Here is a 16299-nt window from a genome sequence, read left to right on the forward strand (position 1 = left end):
TTGCGCCGCGCGACAATGACGGCATGGCAGAGATCAAGACGCAGCCGACCGACGCCGATGTGGACGCCTTCCTCGAGGCTGCGACGCCGGCACGCCGGCGGGCGGACGGCCTCGTACTGGCAGACGTCTTCCATGAGGTCACGGGCGCCGAGCCGGTGCTGTGGGGACCGACGATGATCGGCTACGGCAGCTACCGGTACGTCTCGCCGTCCGACCCCAAGCGTCAGGGCGACTGGCCGAAGACCGGCTTCTCCCCGCGGAAGGCGCAGCTCTCGCTCTACGGATTGAAGGATCTGCCGGAGGGCGCGGCGCTGCTCCCCCAGCTGGGCAGGTACACCGAGGGTGCCGGCTGCGTCTACGTGCGGACGCTCGACGACATCGACCTCGACGTCCTGCGTCGTCTGATCGCGATCGCCTGGACACGCGAGGACGACAAGCCGGCTTGACGCGCGCCGACGGGGGTCAGAGCGCCGGGCGCTGCATCCGATTCGACAGGCTCGAGCCGGCGAGCACTCCCAGCGCGATCGCGACCATCGTCGCCAGCGTCGCGACCAGCGAGGTCGACGCCGCGGCGTCGCCGCCGAGGACATCCGCCACTCCGACGAGTCCGAGCGCGCCGGGCACCAGCAGCCAGAACGCGGGCGTGAAACTGACGAGGGCCGCCGGGCCCGACGGCTGCCGTGCGACGAGCGCGGTCACCGGGGTCACGCACAGAGCGCCTACGAACGCCGAGAACACTCCGCCCAGGAGCAGGCCGCCGAGCACCTGGGTGGCGTAGGCGATGTAGAGCACGAGCAGGATCCACGGCAGCGACCGGCGGGGCGCGCTGCGATGCACGGAGATCGCGACGCCGAAGACGGCGACGGCGACCCACGGCGCGACCGGGCCGAGCAGCTCGGCCTTGGCAGTGAGATCGATGTCGGAGACCCCGACCAGCGCACCGGCGGTCACGACGCCGGCGCCCAGGAGGACGAGCTGCATGGCCCCCGCCGCGGCACGGCCGGCGCCGGACATCATCTGGCCCGTCGACAGTTCCAGGACCGCCGTGGTCAGCAGCGCCCCGGGCAGCAGGACGACGAGCGGCGCGAGCAGTGCCGCGACGATGCCCGAGCCCCAGCCGGCGCGCAGGAGTGAGAACACCGCGAACGCCACGACGAAGGCGATCGCGACCGTGATCAGGGCACCGTAGCGGCGCGGCACGCGCTCGCTCACGAGCAGCGCCGCTCCGGCGACGAGTCCGAGCGCTGCGGCCAGCGCAACCCCGGCCCACGAGGCGCCGAGCAGCACCGAGAGGGCGGCGCTCAGGAAGGCGTACGCCACGACGCGCACGACGCGCCCGTACGCGGGCGGCATCGCGCGGATGCGCTCGATGCGCTCGATGGTGGACCGGGGGTCGAGCACTCCGGTGCGCGCAGCATCCACCGTCCGCTGCACCTCGTCGATCTGCGAGAAGAGGAGCTGACCCTCGCTGCTCACCGACGTGCCGGTGCGGTGCTGTCCCTGACCGCGCGCCGAGACGAGGAGCGCATTCGGGAAGACCACCACCTGGCTCTCGGGCAGACCGTTCGCGCGGGCGATGTCGGCGAGCACGTCCTGCACGGTCTCAACCGAGTACCCGGCCTGGGTCATGGCGATGCCCACCGCCTCGGCCGCGGCGAGAGCGCTCGCGGCGTCAGGCGCGTCGGTCGCCGCGATGGGCGTCGATCCGGTGATCCGGGCGGCGCGCGCGCTGATCGCGATGTCGCGGACGGCGCGGCGTCGCGTCGCGAGGAGGATGATCGCCGCGACGATGAGGACTGCGACCGCGACCCACGCGGAGATCACGGGAGGCGCTCGTTCGCCCGGTCAGGTGCCATACCTGTATCTTGCGCGACGCCGGTCACCGCCGTCGCGATCGCCGCACCCGGGTGGCAGGCTGGGCCCGTGGCCTCGGACCTGCTGATCGGCGAGAGTCGCGGCGTCGTGCTGCGGCACTTCACCGTGTCGGATCTGCCCGCCTACCGCGAATGGCTGCAGCCAGGTCAGGAGTGGCAGCGGTGGGACGGCCCCTACAACCCCGTCCGGCAGCCCGCCGAGATCGACGCCGGCATCGAGCGCCTGCGCGGACGCATCGTCGACGGCACGCTGCGCGCCGCGCCGATCGAACGCGCGGTCGTCGCCGCGTCCGACGACCCCACCGGCCTGATGGGAATGGTGTCGTGGCACTGGGAGGCCGAGGAGTCGGACTGGCGCCGGATGGGCGTCACCGTCTTCGACCCCGCCGCGCGCGGGCGGGGATCGGGCACCGAGGCGCTCCGGATCTGGACCGACTACCTGTTCGCGCACACGGACGCCGTGCGGCTCGACTTCTCGACCTGGTCGGGCAACACGCGGATGCTCGGCGTCGGCCACCGGCTCGGATTCACCGAGGAGGCGCGCTTCCGCAACGCCCGCGAGGTGCGCGGTGAGCGGTACGACTCCGTCGTGATGGGAGTCCTGCGCGCGGAGTGGCTCGCGCAGGGCGGCCACTCCGCGCTCACGTAGGTCAGCCGCCGATCTCGAAGACGGGCGCCGTCTGCACCGAGCCGAAGATGTCGAACAGGGTCGAGATCTGCGTCCAGGCGATGCCGAACCACACGTCATCGGTGCCCGACCAGCGCCGGATCCGGATGTCGTAGCTCTCGCCCGCCTTCGCGTCGAACTCGGCGATCTCGTAGCTGTTGTCCCACGACATGCTGGACGCGACGAGCGAGCCGGACGAGTCGCGGACTTCCAGGTCGAGGTCGACGGTCAGCGTGTTCTGGTAGATCGACAGGAACAGGATGTCGGTGCGCGTCGCCTTCGAATCCCATGCCAGCGCGACCTTCACGTGCGACCCGAAGAACAGCGGCGTCCGCGGCGTCGTGATCCGATAGCGGAATGCCGTGCGCCCGGAGCCGTCGAGGTCCGCCGAACGCAGCGTCCCGACGTCGAAGCCGCGCAGCGCCCCCGCGTTGTCGCGATTCTGCCTCGCCCGCGCGATCGAAGTCGATCGCCCCGCGTCGGCCGTGCCCGCACCGTCGCGCGCGTCGACACCCGCCGACAGGTCGGCCCGCCAGCGCCCGCCGCTCGGGTTGCGCCACGCGCCCGCCATCAGCACGGCACGGGTCCCCTCCGGCCAGGACTTCAGCACCGGCGCCGCCTCCTGCACGCATGCGGCGATCCCGGCGACCGCGGGGGCCGCGAAGCTCGTGCCGCTGTCGGTGAGCCCGACGACCGTCACGCCGACGCCGTTGCCGGCGATCTCAGGCAGCTCCCGATCCCCGTGCGTCGACTTCGGGTTGCGGAACACCGAGCTCGTCGCCATGGCGCTCGCGGTGTCATCGTGGCTGCCAACCGTGAGCCGGTTGTAGCCCTTGTGGTTGACGAACTCGGTCGACGTGCCGTTGCCCGCGGCCTCCACGATCGTGGGGAACGGCCAGTGCAGCGCCAGCCAGTCCTTGTAGTTGTCGTCGTGCGACAGCGAGTCGCTGGTCTGCTCGGCCGAACGGTGGAAGCTCTGACTGATCACCGTGCAGCCCTCGTCCTGCGCGGCCCAGCGGATCGCGTCGAGGTCGTAGCTGTTCGCCGAGAACAGGTTGGCGTCCGGCGCGTGACCGTGCGGACGGTTGGGCTGGCTGTTGCGGATGATCCCGTGGGTCATCCGAGCGTGGCTGCTCGTCGATCCCGGCGTCTCGAAGCGCCCGGAGATCACCAGGTTCGTGGTGACGTCGGGGCCCTGCTCGTACACCGCGACGTCGACGCCTGCGCCGGTGAACCCGGCGGTGTGCGCGTCGTCGCTGTTGTGGATGGCGATCGAGTCGTTCAGGTCGTCGATGCCCTCGCGGTCGTGGCGGAAGACCCCGGCAACGAGGTCGTGCTCCGCGAGCTTGCGGACGGCCTCAGCAGGCATGCGCCCGTAGACGACCGGCGCTGCCTGGTCGATCCGCTCGGGTTCGAGCCCGTACTCCCTGCCCACGTCGGCGAGCTTCTCGCCGAGAGCGGCCCACTGCTTCCGCGCCGCGGCGTCGACCCGACTCGGCTTGCGCGTCTGGCGCCGATCGGACTTCTCGGGCTCGGGCACGTCCACGTCGCGCGTCGACGCCCACACCGCGACGTCGACCTCGCCGCCCTGCTCGAGCTGCTCGAACAGGGCCGGCTCGACCCGGCCGTAGCGCTCTTGCCGACGCTGGGCGAGGCCCGCGAGCTCCTCGTCGATGTCGACGCGCTCCCCCACCTGGTCGAACGCGAGCACTTCCGCCTTCTCGCCGTCCCTGGTCACCGCTTTGAATACGTCGCGGAACTCGCCCTCGACGCCGGCTCCCATCGGCAGCGACTCGATGTCGAGTTCGCCGATGCGGATGCGGGTCGCGTGCAGCACGGCGAGGCTCTCGTCGAGGGGCGCGGGCGTGTCGACGACGATCACGTCGAACGCAGCATCCTGCCGGCCCTTCTCCTTCCCGAGCGAGGGGATGCCGCTGACGAGGACGGTGTGACCGCCGATCGCGAGCCCTGATGTATCGATGACGAGCGCGTCGCCCTCGTATGAGACGTCGGCGGCGCCGGCGCCCGTGACGCGGACGCCGTGCGCGTCACGCTCGGTGAAGTCTCCGGCGATGCGGATGCGGCGCCCCCGGCGCACGATCTCGCCGGAGGCGATGTCTGCCACAGGGACCGAGCCCCCGTTGCGGATACTGCGGGCCATGTCTGTCTCCTCACCCAGGGCACGCCGGAGATGGCGTGCATCACGGATGAGGAGTGTCCGGCGGCGCCGGTGATACCGCGCCGGCGGGGTGTCAGCGCTTCTGGAGCTCTTCGGCGAGCATCACGAGGATGCCGCTGGGCCCACGGAGGTAGGTCAGCTTGTACACGTCCTGATAGGTGGCGACCCCGCGCAGCGGGTGGCACCCGTGCCGCGCGGCGATCGCGAGCGCCTCGTCGATGTCATCGACGGAGAACGCGACCCGGTGCATGCCGATCTCGTTGGGGACGGTGGGCTTCGTCTCGATCGCGTCGGGGTGGATGTACTCGAAGAGCTCGAGAGTCCCGTGGCCGTCCGGCGTCTGGAGCATCGCGATGCGGGCGTGGTTGCCGTCCAGGCCGACGGCGGTGTCGGTCCACTCGCCGCTGACCGTGTCGCGTCCGATCACGGTGAGACCGAGATCGGTGAAGAACGCGATCGCGGCCTCGAGGTCGCGGACGGCGATGCCGACGTTCTCCAGCTTGATGGGCACGCGTGCATGCTACTCCGCCGCGCGTCGCCGGATCACTCGAGCGCGTCGCGCGCGGAATGCGCCGCCGAGGCGGCCGCACGGGCGGCTTCGTCGGCGGCGTCCCACTGCTGGGCGGCTTCCGCGAGCTCGGCGGCCGCCTGTTCCTGCTCGGCCTCCACGCGCGCGAGGTCGCGCCGCAGCTCCGTGACGCGCTCGTCGAGCCGCTCGACGCGCTCCTGCACCTTGTCACGGCGCGTCGCGATCCTGGCGCGCTCCCGGTCGGCCTGCTCCGCTGCATGCTCGGCGTCGCGCACCGCCTTCTCCGCGGCCTTGCGGGCACGGCGCTCGGCGAGATCGTCGGTCGCGACGACCGGCGACCCGGCGGGCTGGGAGCCCTCGAGCGCGTCGCCGAGATCGACGCCGCCGAATCCCGCGGCTTCGAGCGGCCGCACCAGCCGCGCACTGAGCACCGCGGCCGCGGCATCGGCGTCGATCATGGCGGCGTTCAGGGTCTGCTCGACCTCCGTGCGGGCGGACGCGCTGACCTGCACTCCATGCTCGGCCGCCCGGTCGACAGCCTGCGCCGCGAGCGCCGCCACCAGCTGTCGCCGCTGTCCGCCGAGTCTCGACAGCTCGGCCGCGTCGAGGTCGTCCTGGGCCTCGCGCAGCGATGCCGCGAGCTCGAGCGCCTCGCCGAGCAGGCCCTCGCGCGCCAGCAGATCGACCGTCCACGCGGAGACGGAGGGCTTGCGGAGCGCCTTGATGCGCGCAGCCAGCTCCTTCGGCGCCTGACGCGCGCGGTCTGTGCGCGCCGCCGTGAATTCTGCCGGGGTCACGGTGAGCAGCTCGACGACGATCGCATCGAGATCATCATCGGAGCGCTCAGCCATGCGCACCATTCTCGCTCGCGAGCCTCAGCTGTCGTACTCCACCTCGCGACGGCACGCCGCGACAGTGAGCGGCCCGCTCGGATGTGGGGGCGATCCGGGCGGGCCGTCGGCTCGGTCAGGCAGCGGGGACGAGCACCCGATCGATGGTGTGGATCACGCCGTTCGACGCCTTGATGTTCAGCCCCCACAGCACGAGCCGGGGGTTCTTCAGCGAGGGCGTCTCGTCGCGCAGCGTGAGGCCACGCGGTTCGACGATTCCACCGTTGGCCATCGTGAGCGACCGGGAGAACAGCACCTTGAGGGGGCTGAGCTTCTTTCCGGCGACCACGTGGTAGAGCAGGATGTTCGCGATCTGGTCGGTCGTGAACGTGCTGGTGATCGCTGTGAGCGCCGCTGCCTCGGAATCCGGAGTGGTGCCGGTGAGGTCGCGCACGAGACGCAGGAAGGCCCGGTCGTTGGGAGCGAAGACCGTGTACTTCGTGCTGGTGTCGGAGAGCGCGCCGTCGAGACCCGTCGCGAGGACGGCCTGGACGAGGATGTCGTAGTCCCACGAGTTGCTGTCGGGGGCGCCGCCGCCGGATGCGGCTACCGCCACGTCGACGATCGTGCCGGGCGAACTCGACCCGCCGGTCGCCTGCGCCGGCGTCGAGGCGAACACGAGTGCGGCGGTGGCGATCGCCGCGATGGCAAGGCGCATTCTTGTCTTCATCATTCAGCTCCTTCGGTGATGTGAGAGACGGCCTGCGGGACCCGCAGGCCGTCACAGGGTTATTCCGCCCGGAGGACGCCGGCGGATGCACTCGGACACGATGTCGTGACAGGTGCATCCGAATCCGCGTCCGCCGGGGAACATACTGAAGAGGACGATGCGCGGGCAGGTGACGTGATCGCATCCTCGCGACGAGGCGAAGAGGTCGGCATTGGACGAGACGGCGGAGCAGGCGCTCGACGCGCGCTTCGTCGCGGGCGACGAAGACGCTCTCGCCCAGATCTATCGACGCTGGTCGCCGGTCGTCTTCACGCTCGCCCTGCGCTCGCTCGGAGACCGCAGCGACGCCGAGGACGTCACTCAGCGGGTGTTCGTCTCGGCGTGGACCTCGCGCTCCTCCTTCGATCCCGCCAAGGCGCGGCTGTCGACGTGGCTCATCGCGATCACCCGCCGGCGCATCGCCGACATGCACGAATCGCGCACCAAGATCAGAGCGGTGCAGGCGGAGCTCGAGCGCATGACGCGCCCCGACGACCTGGTGCGGGAGCTGCCCGATCTCGCCGATTCGATCCTTCTCGCCGACGAGATCGAACGGCTCGAGCCGGACGCGCAGCGGGTCATGCGACTCGCCTTCTTCGACGACCTCACTCATGAGCTGATCGCGACCAGACTGGACATGCCGCTGGGAACCGTCAAGAGCCACATCCGCCGGAGCCTCATCCGCCTGCGCGGCAGATTGGAGGCCGCCCGTGTCGCACCTTGACCCCGACCAGCTGGCGCTGCTCGCGCTCGGCGAACCGGTCGGCTCACCCGAAGACCTCGCGCACCTGGCGTCCTGCCGCCAGTGCTCCGACGAGCTGGCGCAGCTGAGCCGCACTGTGCAGATCGCCCGCTCCACGATCAGCGACGATGAGCTCGAGTCGCCGCCCCCGCAGGTCTGGGCAGGCATCGCCGCCGAGCTCGGGCTCGGTGCCGCCGAGCCTGAAACCACCCGAGCGCCCCGGCGCGGGGTGCGCACCGCCTGGATCCTCGCCGCCGCACTCGTGGCCGTCGCAGGGATCGGTGCGGGGATCTGGGCCGTCGTGGTACCGCCCGCACCCGTGACGGTCGCCAGCGCGACCCTCGACGCCTTCCCCGACCACCCCACCGCCGCCGGCACCGCGGATGTCGACCGCACCGCCGACGGGACTCGAAGGCTCGTCGTCACACTCGACGCGAGCACGCCCGAGACGGAGTACCGGGAGGTGTGGCTGATCCGCAACGACGCGCAGGCGCTCATCAGCCTCGGCGTGCTCGACGGAGACGAGGGCTCCTTCCCCATCCCCGACGGCGTCGACCTCGCGGAGTACAGCCTGGTCGACATCTCCGTCGAGCCTCTCGACGGGGATCCGGCGCACTCCGGCGACTCGATCGTCCGCGGTGAGCTGGTGCAGCGGGGGTAGCGGGGAGCGGGTCCGCGCCCGTCTACGGGCTCGGCGTCGCGTCGAGAGCGGCCGCCAGGTAGTCGACTGCGCGCTCGATCTGCGGCAGCGGATCGGTGCCGAGGAAGACGTGGTCGGCCCCGGCGACGGTGACGAGCTCGGCTGCCCCGCCCGCGTCCTGCAGGGCGGCGTGGAGCATCTCGCTCTGACTGACGGGCACGAGGCCGTCCGCCTCGCCGTGCACCAGCAGGAAGGGCGGAGCGTCGGCGCGCACGTGATGGATCGGCGAGACGAGACGTCGCGCTTCCTCCCTCTCGTAGGGCGATGCCGCGAGCAGCACGTCGATGGGCTCGACGCCCGCACCCGTGTCCTGCGCCTGCAGATTCTCGATCCACTCCGCGGGCATCGAGTCGAGGAACGACGGCATGGAGTCCACGTCCGCGACGCCGTAGAAGACGACAGCGGCGTCGACCGCGGAGCTCTCCCCCGTCACGCCATCCGCGCCCTCGAGAGCCGGATCGTCCACCAGGGCGAGGAGCGCGGCGAGGTGTCCGCCGGCCGACTCGCCCCAGACCCCGATCCGGCCGGCGTCGATGCCCAGTTCGGCAGCGAATCGGCGCAGGTAACGCACCGCGGCCTTCGCATCGTGCAGCTGCGCGGGGAACGACGCCTCGCGGGAGTGTCGGTAGTCGATCGACGCGACCGCCAGACCGGCGGCGATCGCGGCTCCGAAGAGCGAGGCGGCGGGCCAGTAGTCGGGCGGCGTCAGCCGCGAGCCGAACAGCCACGCGCCACCGTGGATCCACACCACACAGGGCACCGGTCCGGTGCGACCGTCCGGCACGTAGAGGTCGAGCTGCAGCGGCCGATACCCGTCGGGCATCGAGTAGGTCAGCGCACGATGAACCGTCGCGTTCTGCGGATGCTGCTGCTCCGCGACACCCGGGGCCAGGAATGTCGGCGGCTGGAACCCGGGGTCGCCTTCGGCGACGGAGTACGCAGCATCCGCTCCGGGGGTCGAGTTCATTCGGCGTCCTTGCTCGAAGCGGCCATCCGGCCGGGTGTCGGGTGCTGTCGGGGCTTCCATCGCCCGCGACATGAACACCTTACATGAAAGGCTTTCGTGCGCAACGGTGGGTCGGTACAGTGATTCCGTGGCCGAGACGAGGCGGGGGAACTATGCCGCCGGGCGTGCACGGCGGGATCAGATTCTGGATGCTGCGGCAGCGAAGTTCGCGGAGAAGGGGTACGCCGAAACCAGCCTCGCGGAGATCGCGCGCGAAGCCGGTCTGACCACCCCTGGGCTCACCCACCACTTCCCCTCGAAGCTGCACCTGCTCATCGGGATCACGGAGCGCCGATTCGATCTGGCCGCGGAGATCGTGCGGAAGGCTCCGCCCGATCGCGACGGCCTCGGACCGCTGCGCCTCATGCTCGGCCTCGCCGAGACGTTCGCCGGGCAGCCCGCGCTCATCGAGCTGTTCGTGCTGGTCGCCGCCGAGGCAGCCGATCCGAACAGCCCCGCGCGCTCCTTCTACGAAGAGCGCTACGCGGCCACGATCGCAGAGCTCGTCGCGTCGTTCGAAGCCGGCGTCCGCGCCGGCCGGCTGCGCGACGATCTGGACTATCGCGCGATCGCGCAGGAGTGCATCGCCATCAGTGACGGGCTGCAGCTGCAGTGGGTGATCACGAACGGCAGCACCGACATCCTCGCCATCATCCGCAGCCACCTCGAACGGCTGGCGCTGACGATCCTGGCACCGGGCAATCCGGCAACGCTGTACGGGTGAGGCGGGGCGAGACCCGCGACGCCTCACCTACCGCTTGCGAACCGTCCAGACGTGCTCGCTGGGGAAGTCGCGGGCCCACTCTGCCGAGATCCCCGATCGCACCCCTGTCGCGTCGGCCGGCGCCTGGATCTCGACCAGATCGACCACCTCGAACCCGGTCGCCCGGAAGAGCTTGATCCAGGCCGAGTGGGTGAGGGTGAACTCGATGCCGCCTGGGTCGTCCACGGCATCCCGCCAGTCAAGGCGATGGCTGCCGAAGTACGGCCGCTCCAGCCGTCGGGTGATCGGGAACGACCCGTCGAGCGGCGAGCATACGCTCACGAAGGCGTGGTTCCCCAGGAACACCAGCGTGCCTCCGGGCCGCAGCAGGCGGTGCGCCTCGGGAATCCAGCGATAGGGATCGGCCCAGATGGCTGCACCGTACTCGCTGATCGCGAAGTCGAACGACTCGTCGGCGCGAGGGACCGACTCCGCATTGCCGTGGATGAGGTCGAGGGCGACGCCATGCTGGTCGGCGAGTCGCCGGGCGGTGCGCAGCTGCTCGGCGGAGTTGTCGATCCCGGTGACGGCGGCCCCTCGTCGCGCCATCCAGCCCGACACGTAGGCGGTCCCGCATCCGAGCTCGATGGCCCGCATGCCCGTCATGTCGTCGGGGAGCAGCGGGGTCTCGGATTCGGGGATGCCCCACTGTCCCCAGGACGGCTCGACCTCCTGCCATGAGCGCTCGCCCGCCGCCACCCACTCATGGGCCATGGCATCCCAGTACTCACGATTGACCGCGACATGCTCCGGGAGTTCGCCCATGGCGGGACACTACCGCGATCACGGCGTGGCGGACTCCGACGGCTCGCTGGACGGGCTCGGTTCGGGCGACGCCGCCTGCTCCCGCTCGGCCAGGGCCTTCTCCCAGGCCGCGAGGGTGGCAGCATCCACCTCCCCGGTCGGCTCCACCCCCAGCTCGACCTGGGCGTCCTGCACCGCCTCGGTCAGCTCCGGCGTCCAGACGCCGTCGACCGGCCCATCCCAGAAGCCGACGAGCGCGAGCGTCTGCTGGATGGCGGCGGTCGTGGCGACGGCCTCCTGGGCCTCCGCCCCACCGAGCGCGACCAGCTCGGCCTGCAGCGCCGCGGCGGTCGCCTTGTCCACCGTGCCGGTGGCGGGCAGATCGCTGGCCTTCTGCAGATCCTCGACGGCCGCCACCGTGGCCGGGCCGTAGACGCCGTCGACGTCTCCGTCGTAGTGCCCGGTGTCGGCGAGGTCCTGCTGCAGCGCGCTCGTGTAGGCGCTCACGGCAGCCTCGGCCTGCTGCTCCTGCTCGTCCGTGACGCACCCGGCGTCGAGGAGCAGGCGGAGCCACGAGAGCTCCAGAGCGACGGCGGCGCTGTTGAAGAGTTCGGATGCGTCGGCCAGCGGCGTCTGGTCGGTGATCGCCTCCTGGGCGGAGGCGAAGTCCGCTTCCGCCTGTTCGACCCGCTCGACGGTCGCCGCCGGCGCGAGCGGGGTGGCCGTCGGCCCCGCGACGGCGGACGCTGCCGGTGTCGCGGAAGGATCGGCCTCCGCGAGAGCGACCTGGGCGTCGATCAGGTCCTGCTGAGCGGCGACCAGCTCACGCTGGGCGTCGACCGCGGCGTCCGCACCCGCGAACGCGTCGTCATGGGGCTCGGCAAGATCCGCGCCCGCCTCCCGGACGTCGCCGACCGTGGGCGCGGTCGAGTTCAGCACGTCGCCGTACTGATCGAGCGCGCGGATGTACGTCGTGCTCGACGCGCAGAACTGCTCGGAGGCCTGCGCGAAGTCGTCCTCGGCCTGTGCGAGCGCCTTCTCCTTTGCCGTCACCTGGGCCTGGGCGCGCTCGACGGTGGTGTCACCGTCGGCGCAGCCGGCGAGCGCGAGGGTCGCGATCGCCACGCACAGGACTGCCGCGGCGCGGACCCGCAGCCGCCTCGCCGAATCCGTCATCACGCACAACCTCCGACTGTGAGATGGGAGTGTGCGGCGATCGTGGCATCCGAGCTGGGGCGGCGCATCATCCGAGGATGATGATCCCGGGGATCAGTCGGGGAGCACGACGGTCGGCCGGTCAGCGTCCCACTCGAGCGGCGCCGCGTTCAGGCCGCGGTAGACGTAGGCGTCGTCCCACGAGTGGAAGACGAGAACGTCTCCGGCGGGGGTGCTGACGACATCCTCTCCGCCCGGTCCGCGGTAGCGCCCGTCGCTGTTCGCCGTGGACAGGAGCGGGTCGGGATTCTTGTCGTATGGGCCGAGCACGTCGGCCGCGGTCGCGAAGCCCGTCGCGTAGTCGTCGCCGCCGTAGTCGTTGGCCGAGTAGAGGAGCACGTAGCGGTCGTCGTGGCGGACGAGCACGGGAGCCTCCACGAGATTCCCCTCCCACTCGAGCGACTGCTTGATCAGGTCCGTCGGCTCGCCGACGAGCGAGAGCCCGTCCTCGCTGAGGGGGGCGATCCTGATCCACGTGTCCTGGCCGCAGCAGTTGCCGTCGGTCTTCCACAGCAGGTAGCGCGTGCCGTCGTCATCGGTGAAGGTGCTCGCGTCGATCGCGCCGCCCTCCTCGACCGGGCAGACGAGCGGCTCGTCCGACGCCCCGACGAAGGGTTCCGCGGGGTCGGGGCTCGTCGCCGTGCCGATGCACTGGCGACCGGATGCGATGTCCTCCGCGGTGAAGTACATCACGTAGACCCCGTCGGGACGCGGCGCCACGTCCGGCGCCCACACCTTGCCGGTCGTCGCCCACGCGGGCATGGTCGGGAGGGCGTCGTCGCGGCTGATCTGCCAGGTGACGAGATCCGGGCTCGCCGCCGACTGGATGTTGATGCCGAACGTCCCGGTCGCGAAGGCCGCATAGCCGTCGTCGGTGGCGACGACATCCGGATCGGGGAAGTCCTCGTCGAGGACGAACCCGGCACCTGCCGTCGGCGTCGGTGTGCTCGTCGGTGCGGCCGGGATCGCCGTACACCCGGCCAGCCCGACGAGCATCGCCGCGACGAGCGTCGCGAGCACCGGTCGCGCCGGCCGGACCGGATTCATCCCTTGACCGCCGCGCCGGCGACCGAGTCGACGATCTGCCGCTGCGCGAAACCGAAGAGGATCAGCACGGGCACCGAGGCGATCACCGCGCCGGCCATCACGATCGCGAAGTGCGTGCGGTAGGCGCCCTGCAGCATCGACAGGCCGGGCTGGAGGGTCATGTTCTCGGGTGAGAGGAGCACGTACACCGGCCACAGGAAGTCGTTCCAGTTGTTGAGGAACGACAGCACGGCCAGTGTGGCCAGCGCCGGCCGCGCGAGCGGCAGCACGACCTGCAGGAAGATGCGGAACTCGCCGGCGCCGTCGATGCGCGCGGCTTCCTCGATCTCGACAGGCAGCCCCACGAAGAACTGGCGGAGGAAGAAGATGCCGAACGCGCCGGCAGCGCCGGGCACCGTGATCGCCAGGATGGTGTCGAGCCAGCCGAAGTTCTGCACGATGAGGTAGTTCGGCACGAGGAAGACCACCGGCGGCACCAGCAGCGTGGCGATGATGAGGCCGAAGATGAACTTCTTGCCGGCGAAGTCCATACGCGCCAGCGCGTACGCGCCCATCGACGCGGTGACGAGGATCAGGATCGTCTGGATGGTCGCGGCGGCGAAGCTGTTCCACAGCCACAGCAGGATCGGCTGCTGCCCGCTGGCGAGGGTCTGGTACGCCTCGAACGAGATCGGGTTCGGCAGCGCGAAGGGGTTGCGCACCGCATCCGCGTCGGTCTTGAACGAGGTGATCAGCATCCACACCAGCGGCAGGACGATGATCAGCGCAAGAGCGCCGAGCACGATGTAGAGCAGCACCTTCGCGGTGATGCGGCGGGCGCGGGGACGCCGGTCGACGGCGATCGCGGCGGTCATGAGACACCCTTCTCGGCGCGCTCGCGCTGCAGACGGAAGTTGATGACGCTGATCACGGTCAGGAACGCGAACAGGATGTAGCTCATCGCGGCGGCGGGCGCCATGTTGTTCTGGGAGAGGCCCTGATCGGCGATGTACATGATGGCCGTGCGGGTCTCGTTGCCCGGGCCGCCGACGGTGAGCAGGTAGGACTGGCCGAACATGTTGGCCGAGGCCAGGACGGTGGTCGTCGTGATGAAGAGCATGACCGGACGCAGTCCGGGGATCGTCACGTTGAGGAACGAGCGCCACGCCCCCGCGCCGTCGAGCGATGCCGCCTCGTAGAGGTCGGAGTTGATGCCCTTGAGCCCCGCCAGGAAGATGACGGTGTTCAGGCCCATGGTCCACCACACGGTGACGCCGACGAGCGTGACCCACACCCACGGCACGTTGACGGTCCAGGGGATGTCGGACGGCAGGCCGATGCTGCCCAGCAGGTGGTTCAGGATGCCCGACTGCGTGTCGAGGATGTAGCCCCAGATCACGCCGACCACAGCCACCCCGAGCACGTACGGCGCGAAGAAGATCGTGCGGAAGGTGGTCGCGGCGCGGATCTTCTGGTTGAGCAGGATCGCGACCAGCAGGGGGATGACGACGAGGAAGGGCACGCTGGCGACCACGAAGATGGCGGTCGCCCGCATCGACTGCCAGAAGTCGCCCGAGGTCGTGGATCCGGCGGTGAACAGGTCGATGTAGTTCTGGAACCCGATGAAGTTCTGGACGTCCTTGAACGGGCTCCAGTCGGTGAGACTGATCCACAGTCCGAAGACGGCCGGAGCCACCACGAACGTGGCGAACAGGATCAGGAACGGCGCGAGGAAGAGATACGCGATCAGCGTCTTGCGCCGTGTCGCCGCGCGCCGGACCGGCCCCCGGCCCCCAGCGCTTGCGCGCTGCGGGCCGAGGGCGGTCGTGGTGGCGATCTCAGCCACCGTATTTTGCCTGGTTCTGCTTCAGGATCTGATCTGCCTTCGCCTTGGCGTCGTCCAGCGCCTCCTTCGGCGACTTCTTGCCCGTCAGAGCCTCGTTCAGCGCGGTCGTGATGAGCGCGTTCGCCTCGTTGATGCCGGGGGCGACCGTCTCGTAGTGCGCGTACTCGAGCTCATCCATGAAGGGCTTGAGGTTCGGGTACTTCTCCAGCAGCGCGGGGTCTTCGCGGACGGTGTTGGCTGCGGGCAGCTCACCGGTCTCCGCCCAGCCGGCGGAGTTGTCGTTCATCCACTTGACGAAGGTCGCGGCCGCTGCGGTCTCGTCCTCGTTCTGACCCTTGTTCGCCGGGAAGACCCAGTGCGTCGAGCTCGACCACACGGCCTTCTCGGTGCCGATCTGCGGCACCGGTGCCGCCGCCCAGTCGAGGCCCTCGAACGCCGTGTTCGTGGTCTGCCAGACGCCGTTCCAGTTGAACGCCGTGTCGCCGGCCAGCAGCGCCTTGATGTTGCCGTCCTGCGCGACGTTCTTCGGGCTGTAGCCCTTCTCGATCAGGTCGTTCATCCAGGTGAGCGCCTTCACGCCGGCGTCGGAGTTGAACGTCGCCTCAGTGACGTCGTCGTTGTAGAGCTCGCCGCCGAACTGCCAGAGCAGGCTCTGGAACTCGAACGTGCCGGTGAACACGTAGCCGTCGACCCATTCGCCGGCGACATCAGCGTCCTTGAGCGCCGCAAGGGCGTCGAGGTAGCCCGCCTGGTCGGTGGGGATGTCGGTGACACCGCCCTTGGCCATGACCTCCTTGTTGACGAAGAGGCCGAGCGGGGTGACGCTCCACGGCACCGCGTACTGGGCGTCGTTGTAGTTGCCCTTGTCGAAGACGCCCTGCGGGAAGTCGTCCGCGCTGTAGCCGAGCCCGTCGACGATGCCGTCCGCCTTCAGCAGCAGCTTCTGCGCGGCGTAGGTGGCCAGGTCGTCGCCGTGCAGCACTGCCACGTCCGGCCCCTTGCCCGCCTTGATGGCCAGCGGCATCTTCGACGCGATGTCGGCCCACTCCTGGGGCACGTTCTTGACGACGATGTTGTCGTGCTCGGCGTTGAACTCGTCGACGAGCTTCGGCACGATCACCGGCGCGGCTCCTCCGGTCCAGCCGTTCCAGAAGGTGATCTCCACCTTCGGCCCGTCGTACTCTCCGCCGCCCTCGACGGTGCCGCCGCCTGAGGTGGATGCTGCGCAGCCGGCCAGCGACAGGCCGACCGCGATGGCCAGACCCAGGCCGAGCCCCCGGCGCGCGAGTGGCTTCTTCATGCGATTGCTCTCCTTTGAGTGGTTCGGTGCGTCCACTCATCTGAGCGGACTGTTCGCCGGCATGGGATGCCCGGCGGGTGATCAGAAATTTACAGCGCTGGAATTCTGC

At 70.1% G+C, this 16299-nt stretch carries 17 protein-coding genes; 5 read left to right on the forward strand and 12 right to left on the reverse strand.

The features are described from left to right. Nucleotides 1-23 precede the first annotated feature (23 nt). Nucleotides 24-446: a DUF1801 domain-containing protein gene (locus Microterr_RS12885; RefSeq protein WP_263797524.1), complete on the forward strand. Its 423-nt coding sequence runs from the start codon at nucleotides 24-26 to the stop codon at nucleotides 444-446. A 16-nt stretch (nucleotides 447-462) separates the two neighbouring features. Here the strand turns inward: Microterr_RS12885 and Microterr_RS12890 are convergent, their stop codons facing one another. Further along, on the reverse strand, nucleotides 463-1824 hold the full coding sequence (locus tag Microterr_RS12890; RefSeq protein ID WP_263797523.1) for a threonine/serine exporter family protein: 1362 nt from the start codon (nucleotides 1822-1824) through the stop codon (nucleotides 463-465). A gap of 99 nt (nucleotides 1825-1923) precedes the next feature. On the opposite strand from Microterr_RS12890, the gene Microterr_RS12895 reads away from it, so the two are divergent. Then, nucleotides 1924-2523: a GNAT family N-acetyltransferase gene (locus Microterr_RS12895; RefSeq protein WP_263797522.1), complete on the forward strand. Its 600-nt coding sequence runs from the start codon at nucleotides 1924-1926 to the stop codon at nucleotides 2521-2523. Nucleotide 2524: 1 nt separating this feature from the next. Here the strand turns inward: Microterr_RS12895 and Microterr_RS12900 are convergent, their stop codons facing one another. From Microterr_RS12900 to Microterr_RS12915, 4 genes are all read right to left on the reverse strand, one after another. Then, nucleotides 2525-4702, reverse strand: a complete 2178-nt coding sequence (locus Microterr_RS12900) for a S8 family serine peptidase (RefSeq protein WP_263797521.1) — start codon at nucleotides 4700-4702, stop codon at nucleotides 2525-2527. A 91-nt stretch (nucleotides 4703-4793) separates the two neighbouring features. Continuing rightward, nucleotides 4794-5231: a VOC family protein gene (locus tag Microterr_RS12905; RefSeq protein ID WP_263797520.1), complete on the reverse strand. Its 438-nt coding sequence runs from the start codon at nucleotides 5229-5231 to the stop codon at nucleotides 4794-4796. Between the two features lie 32 nt (nucleotides 5232-5263). Continuing rightward, nucleotides 5264-6100, reverse strand: coding sequence for a transposase (locus Microterr_RS12910; RefSeq protein ID WP_263797519.1), 837 nt, complete (start codon nucleotides 6098-6100; stop codon nucleotides 5264-5266). Nucleotides 6101-6215: 115 nt separating this feature from the next. Then, nucleotides 6216-6809 (reverse strand): fasciclin domain-containing protein, encoded by a 594-nt coding sequence (locus tag Microterr_RS12915; protein ID WP_263797518.1) that lies wholly within the window; start codon nucleotides 6807-6809, stop codon nucleotides 6216-6218. A 211-nt stretch (nucleotides 6810-7020) separates the two neighbouring features. Between Microterr_RS12915 and Microterr_RS12920 the strand changes: the two genes are divergently transcribed. After that, on the forward strand, nucleotides 7021-7572 hold the full coding sequence (locus Microterr_RS12920) for an RNA polymerase sigma factor (protein WP_263797517.1): 552 nt from the start codon (nucleotides 7021-7023) through the stop codon (nucleotides 7570-7572). Beyond that, a complete protein-coding gene (locus Microterr_RS12925; protein ID WP_263797516.1) occupies nucleotides 7559-8251 on the forward strand; it encodes an anti-sigma factor in 693 nt (230 codons plus the stop codon). The genes Microterr_RS12920 and Microterr_RS12925 overlap by 14 nt, the downstream gene beginning before the upstream one ends. 22 nt (nucleotides 8252-8273) lie before the next feature. On the opposite strand, the gene Microterr_RS12930 is transcribed toward Microterr_RS12925, so the two are convergent. After that, nucleotides 8274-9257, reverse strand: coding sequence for an alpha/beta hydrolase (locus tag Microterr_RS12930; protein ID WP_263797515.1), 984 nt, complete (start codon nucleotides 9255-9257; stop codon nucleotides 8274-8276). 127 nt (nucleotides 9258-9384) lie between these two features. On the opposite strand from Microterr_RS12930, the gene Microterr_RS12935 reads away from it, so the two are divergent. After that, a complete protein-coding gene (locus Microterr_RS12935; RefSeq protein ID WP_263797514.1) occupies nucleotides 9385-10020 on the forward strand; it encodes a TetR/AcrR family transcriptional regulator in 636 nt (211 codons plus the stop codon). A gap of 27 nt (nucleotides 10021-10047) precedes the next feature. On the opposite strand, the gene Microterr_RS12940 is transcribed toward Microterr_RS12935, so the two are convergent. The 6 genes from Microterr_RS12940 to Microterr_RS12965 all read right to left on the reverse strand — a co-directional run bounded on the left by Microterr_RS12940 (nucleotide 10048) and on the right by Microterr_RS12965 (nucleotide 16190). Continuing rightward, nucleotides 10048-10824 (reverse strand): class I SAM-dependent methyltransferase, encoded by a 777-nt coding sequence (locus Microterr_RS12940; protein ID WP_263797513.1) that lies wholly within the window; start codon nucleotides 10822-10824, stop codon nucleotides 10048-10050. A gap of 18 nt (nucleotides 10825-10842) precedes the next feature. Continuing rightward, nucleotides 10843-11979 (reverse strand): peptidoglycan-binding domain-containing protein, encoded by a 1137-nt coding sequence (locus Microterr_RS12945; protein ID WP_263797512.1) that lies wholly within the window; start codon nucleotides 11977-11979, stop codon nucleotides 10843-10845. Between the two features lie 93 nt (nucleotides 11980-12072). Next, nucleotides 12073-13065, reverse strand: a complete 993-nt coding sequence (locus Microterr_RS12950; protein WP_263797511.1) for a glycoside hydrolase family 43 protein — start codon at nucleotides 13063-13065, stop codon at nucleotides 12073-12075. Beyond that, nucleotides 13062-13919, reverse strand: coding sequence for a carbohydrate ABC transporter permease (locus Microterr_RS12955; RefSeq protein ID WP_263797510.1), 858 nt, complete (start codon nucleotides 13917-13919; stop codon nucleotides 13062-13064). Before Microterr_RS12955 ends, Microterr_RS12950 begins: the two co-directional genes overlap by 4 nt. Further along, on the reverse strand, nucleotides 13916-14890 hold the full coding sequence (locus tag Microterr_RS12960; protein WP_263797509.1) for a carbohydrate ABC transporter permease: 975 nt from the start codon (nucleotides 14888-14890) through the stop codon (nucleotides 13916-13918). The genes Microterr_RS12955 and Microterr_RS12960 overlap by 4 nt, the downstream gene beginning before the upstream one ends. After that, on the reverse strand, nucleotides 14883-16190 hold the full coding sequence (locus Microterr_RS12965; protein WP_263797508.1) for an ABC transporter substrate-binding protein: 1308 nt from the start codon (nucleotides 16188-16190) through the stop codon (nucleotides 14883-14885). Before Microterr_RS12965 ends, Microterr_RS12960 begins: the two co-directional genes overlap by 8 nt. Nucleotides 16191-16299: the final 109 nt, after the last annotated feature.

The sequence above is a fragment of the Microbacterium terricola genome, assembly GCF_027943945.1.
Lineage (GTDB): Bacteria > Actinomycetota > Actinomycetes > Actinomycetales > Microbacteriaceae > Microbacterium > Microbacterium terricola.

Coding starts and splice junctions, on each gene's coding strand:
- Microterr_RS12885 (WP_263797524.1), top strand. CDS start 24: ATGGCAGAGATCAAGACGCAGCCGACCGACGCCGATGTGGACGCCTTC.
- Microterr_RS12965 (WP_263797508.1), bottom strand. CDS start 16,190: ATGAAGAAGCCACTCGCGCGCCGGGGGCTCGGCCTGGGTCTGGCCATC.
- Microterr_RS12910 (WP_263797519.1), bottom strand. CDS start 6,100: ATGGCTGAGCGCTCCGATGATGATCTCGATGCGATCGTCGTCGAGCTG.
- Microterr_RS12950 (WP_263797511.1), bottom strand. CDS start 13,065: ATGAATCCGGTCCGGCCGGCGCGACCGGTGCTCGCGACGCTCGTCGCG.
- Microterr_RS12930 (WP_263797515.1), bottom strand. CDS start 9,257: ATGAACTCGACCCCCGGAGCGGATGCTGCGTACTCCGTCGCCGAAGGC.
- Microterr_RS12955 (WP_263797510.1), bottom strand. CDS start 13,919: ATGACCGCCGCGATCGCCGTCGACCGGCGTCCCCGCGCCCGCCGCATC.
- Microterr_RS12915 (WP_263797518.1), bottom strand. CDS start 6,809: ATGAAGACAAGAATGCGCCTTGCCATCGCGGCGATCGCCACCGCCGCA.
- Microterr_RS12900 (WP_263797521.1), bottom strand. CDS start 4,702: ATGGCCCGCAGTATCCGCAACGGGGGCTCGGTCCCTGTGGCAGACATC.
- Microterr_RS12945 (WP_263797512.1), bottom strand. CDS start 11,979: ATGACGGATTCGGCGAGGCGGCTGCGGGTCCGCGCCGCGGCAGTCCTG.
- Microterr_RS12940 (WP_263797513.1), bottom strand. CDS start 10,824: ATGGGCGAACTCCCGGAGCATGTCGCGGTCAATCGTGAGTACTGGGAT.